This window comes from Psychrobacter sp. ENNN9_III (genome assembly GCF_001462175.1).
Lineage (GTDB): Bacteria > Pseudomonadota > Gammaproteobacteria > Pseudomonadales > Moraxellaceae > Psychrobacter.
In genome coordinates this window covers 1-4,366 of the sequence record NZ_LNUO01000134.1, presented here as the reverse complement: position 1 = coordinate 4,366, position 4,366 = coordinate 1, and the positions used below count along the sequence as shown (strand labels likewise).

The 4,366-nt window shown below is 41.7% G+C and carries 3 protein-coding genes; 1 reads left to right on the top strand and 2 read right to left on the bottom strand.

What is annotated here, in order from left to right:
* Positions 1 to 608: 608 nt before the first annotated feature.
* Positions 609 to 1,268 carry a ribonuclease T gene (gene rnt / locus PENNN9_RS08135; RefSeq protein ID WP_227511765.1) on the bottom strand — a complete coding sequence of 220 codons (660 nt, stop codon included), beginning with the start codon at positions 1,266 to 1,268 and terminating at the stop codon, positions 609 to 611.
* A 277-nt stretch (positions 1,269 to 1,545) separates the two neighbouring features.
* A complete protein-coding gene (gene pyrC / locus PENNN9_RS08130; RefSeq protein ID WP_058369199.1) occupies positions 1,546 to 2,625 on the bottom strand; it encodes a dihydroorotase in 1,080 nt (359 codons plus the stop codon).
* A gap of 476 nt (positions 2,626 to 3,101) precedes the next feature.
* Here pyrC and PENNN9_RS08125 point away from each other — a divergent pair, with 476 nt between their 5' ends.
* On the top strand, positions 3,102 to 4,340 hold the full coding sequence (locus PENNN9_RS08125) for an argininosuccinate synthase (RefSeq protein ID WP_058369198.1): 1,239 nt from the start codon (positions 3,102 to 3,104) through the stop codon (positions 4,338 to 4,340).
* The last annotated feature ends 26 nt before the right edge of the window (positions 4,341 to 4,366 follow it).

Sequence of the window (4,366 nt, the reverse complement as noted above, 5' to 3'; positions counted from 1 at the left end):
ACCGCCGTGAAAGGGCGGTGTCCTAGGCCTCTAGACGATGGGGACTAGGTACTACACCTTCAGCTGCTTTCACCGTTTATGCTGAAGTGGTGCACATTCTAATGGCGTCTACGCTTTGTGTCAAGCCTTTTTCTTCGTCTTTTTAAAATTAAATACCTTTTTTTGATAGCGCGGCGGGGATGCAAGTCTTTACTCTTTAAATGATGGCGAATCCATAGAGAAGTGCAAGCACTGATAGTCACGGCCAGTAACATATAGCCAAGAATGGTAGCCCATAATTTAAATTGTGGATCCATTGTAAAGTCCCTCCGTCTTACCTATATAGCGCATTATGTACGTGATATAGGATATGAGCAACTCAGATCATCTACAGAAAATTACTGTGTTGATATAGCTAGAAACCATAGAAGAGAAGTGAGCTATCAATTGCATTTATGCAGTAGAGTACATGAACTTTAATAGACAGCTATCTTTTTTATTATTTACTATGGTTTCAACAGTCATCTTCTTATTGATTATAAAATCAAGATGGTAAAGTTATTTAAATACTAAAACCAACTTAATGACCAATAAATGTAATAATAACCATCCGCTACTGTCGCTACTGTTTATTCGTCGTCGTTGTCATTCAACTCTACCTCTGTTTGCTCAGTATGTAAAGCATTAGGCAACATAGGGTAATGGTTTAGAATATGACAAAATAACTCAGCAGTCTTTTGGGTATCATAGAGCGCTGAGTGAGCATGATTGCCGTCAAACTCAAGTCCTGCGGCTTTACAAGCACGTGCAAGTACTGTCTGACCAAAAGCTAAAGCTGATAAAGTAACCGTGTCAAATACTGAGAACTGATGAAACGGATTGTGATTTTTGCTATTGGTACGCATGACTGCAGCATTCAAGAATGCCAAGTCAAAATGAGCATTGTGACCGACTAGCACGCATTGACGGCAATCTTCGGCGCGGCGCACTTCTTTTAAACTTTTGAATATACGGCGTAAGGCGGTTTTTTCATCTTCTGCAATCGCTTTACGCATAGGATTGTTGGGATCAATACCAGTAAATGCCAATGATCTCGGCTCTAAATTGGCACCTTCAAAAGGCTCAATATGAGCGTTAAGCGCTTCTCCTGGATAAAATACGCCATCCTGGTTTAATAAGATTGGAATACAAGCAATCTCAAGCAATGCATCAGTTTGTGCATTAAAACCTGCTGTCTCTACATCTACAATGACGGGTATAAACTTACGAAAGCGCTCTTTCATAGTCATTGGAGCCGAATCTTGCTCAGTCTCCTCATAGGTTTGGTTAGCATCAGAATCGGTAGGCAAATCTATGCCTTTATTATTAGATTTAGGACTGCTAGTTTGAATGTGTAATGAATCATCATTAGACAAGGGAGCGTCGTTTTGAATGGTCATATTAAGTTAAGTCACTTTTATCGATGATATAAATGCACTGATATGCTGTGAGTATCCAATACTACTAATGTAGTAGCAATGAAACACTCACAGCATCTCGGTCGCATTAAGGGTGTTTAAGCACGGTTTAAGCTTTGATAGACCATGGTAGTATCTCACCAGCCATGAGTGGGGTAAGCGTTTGTCCATCAAAATAAGGGTAACCTGCCGGCACTTGCATAGGATTATTTGTCAGAGTAACAGTGTTTTCGTTGACTGGCAGTCCATAAAATTGAGCGCCAAAACGACTGGCAAAGCCTTCTAATTTGTCAATTTTGCCAATACTATCAAATGCAGTAGCGTATAAAGGCAAGGCTATTGACGAGCTATAACAGCCTGCGCAGCCACAAGCAGCTTCTTTTTTGTCTGTGGCGTGTGGCGCTGAGTCTGTGCCCAAAAAGAACTTTGGACTGCCACTAGTAGCCACATTGAGCAGTACTTCTTGATGTTGTTTGCGTTTTAGGATAGGCAAACAGTAGAAGTGTGGCTTGATACCGCCAAGTAGCAAATGGTTACGGTTGAACATTAGATGCTGCGGGGTAATCGTAGCTGCCACCTGATTGCCTTGTGCCAAGACAAAGTCAGCCGCGTCACTAGTGGTAATATGCTCCATCACAATCCTAAGAGTAGGAAATTTGGCAATAATCTGTCCAAGCACCTCATCCAAAAATCGCTTTTCGCGATCAAAGATGTCGACATGATCGTGTGTCACTTCACCATGCAATAGCAGCGGCAGATTGTACTTTTCCATGGCTTCAAACACATTAACGCAAGCATTGATGTCAGTTACACCATCAGCAGAGTTGGTTGTGGCTCCTGCTGGATAAAGCTTAACCGCTTGTACGAAACCAGACTGTGCAGCCAGCTCAATATCTTTTGCAGTGGTTTGATTGGTTAGATATAAAGTCATTCGCGGATCAAAGGCAGCTTTGCGCTCAGCGTCTAAATCACTGGCTTGCAGGTGTTGTAAAATGCGCTCACGATAAGCACGAGCATCATCTACGTTTTTGACTGGTGGTACCAAGTTTGGCATGCAAATAACGCGATTAAAACTTGCTGCTGCATGTTTGACAGTGGTCGCTAGTGCTTTATCATCACGTAAATGAATATGCCAATCATCAGGCTGAAGGATGGTTAACTCTTTAATGGAATCAGTAGTTTGAGTCATAGTGTTCTATGTCTTGAGGTAGTGAAAAAAGAGGGTAGTAAACTATACTAAGCTATAAACGCTGCAACGAGGCCATTTTGATTTGGGCGAAGGTTTTTGATCTAGTATCTTAATTGTAAAAAATTACGACCAAATGGCTTGTTCTACATAACGCTGCTTATTCGTCACTGTGTTTATTTATAGCGAGGTATAAACCTTAACCATCATAGCAGATTTGACCGCTGGACTAAATATATGCCCAAATATAACTACCTAATCTGCTATTAATAAGAGGGAAATTTTTCATACGCGCCAGCTTTTTCTATACGCATTAACGTTACTAGTATATATGGTAGATATATTCGATAAATCATCATCTACAAAGCCGTTATCCTTTTGCCAATTGTGAATATGATGTACACTGAGTAGGCAATTTAATCTTCGATTCATTATCAGTATTTTTTCTGATAACTAAATTCTTATATTAGGAGTTGTTCATGGCTCAGCTTGATCCAAAAAATATCAATAAAATCGTATTAGCATATTCAGGTGGCCTTGATACCTCAATTATCGCTAAATGGCTGCAAGAAACTTATGATGCTGAAGTGATTACTTTTACTGCTGACATCGGTCAAGGTGAGGAAGTTGAACCAGCACGTGCCAAAGCTGAAGCGATGGGTATCAAAAACATTTATATCGAAGACTTGCGTGAAGAGTTTGCTCGTGACTATGTGTTCCCCATGTTTCGTGCCAACGCTATCTATGAAGGTGAGTACCTGCTAGGTACCTCTATTGCGCGACCATTGATTGCCAAGCGTTTGGTTGAAATTGCCAAAGAACACAATGCTGATGCGATCAGTCATGGTGCGACTGGTAAAGGTAATGACCAAGTACGTTTTGAGCTTGGTGCAGTTGCTTTGTCTCCAGATGTGGTAACCATTGCACCGTGGCGCGAGTGGGATTTATCTAGCCGTGAGAGCTTGATGAAGTACGCCGAAGAGCATGACATCGCAATCGACTATGCCAACCAAAAGACAAAGTCACCATACTCGATGGATGCCAACCTTTTGCACATCTCTTATGAAGGCGGTGTGTTAGAAGAGCCGTATACAGAAGCAGAAGATGATATGTGGCGCTGGTCAGTGAGCCCAGAAGAAGCGCCTGACGCGCCGCAGTATTTAGAACTAGAGTATGAAAAAGGTGATATCGTTGCTATCGATGGTGAGGCCCTTAAGCCTTACGAAGTCATGATTAAGCTAAACGAGATTGGTGGTAAGCATGGCATTGGACGTTTGGATATTGTAGAAAACCGCTACGTTGGCATGAAATCACGTGGTTGTTACGAGACGCCAGCTGGCACGATCATGCTAAAAGCGCATCGCGGTATTGAGTCGTTGACGCTAGATCGTGAAGCTGCACATCTAAAAGATGAGCTAATGCCACGCTATGCAAAAATCATCTACAACGGCTATTGGTTCAGTCCTGAGCGTATGATGCTACAAGCGTTGATTGACAAATCACAAGAGTATGTCAATGGTACGGTACGTGTAAAGCTATATAAAGGTGCGGTGAGTGTCGTTGGTCGTAAGTCTGATGATTCATTATTTGATGAGAAAATCGCAACTTTTGAGGATGATGCTGGTGCCTACGATCAAAAAGATGCAGAAGGCTTTATCCGTCTAAATGGGTTGCGTTTGGCTATCGAAGCTAGCCGTGGACGCGACTTATCAAAATAAGCTAAAGAAACTATCAAAGAAACCAT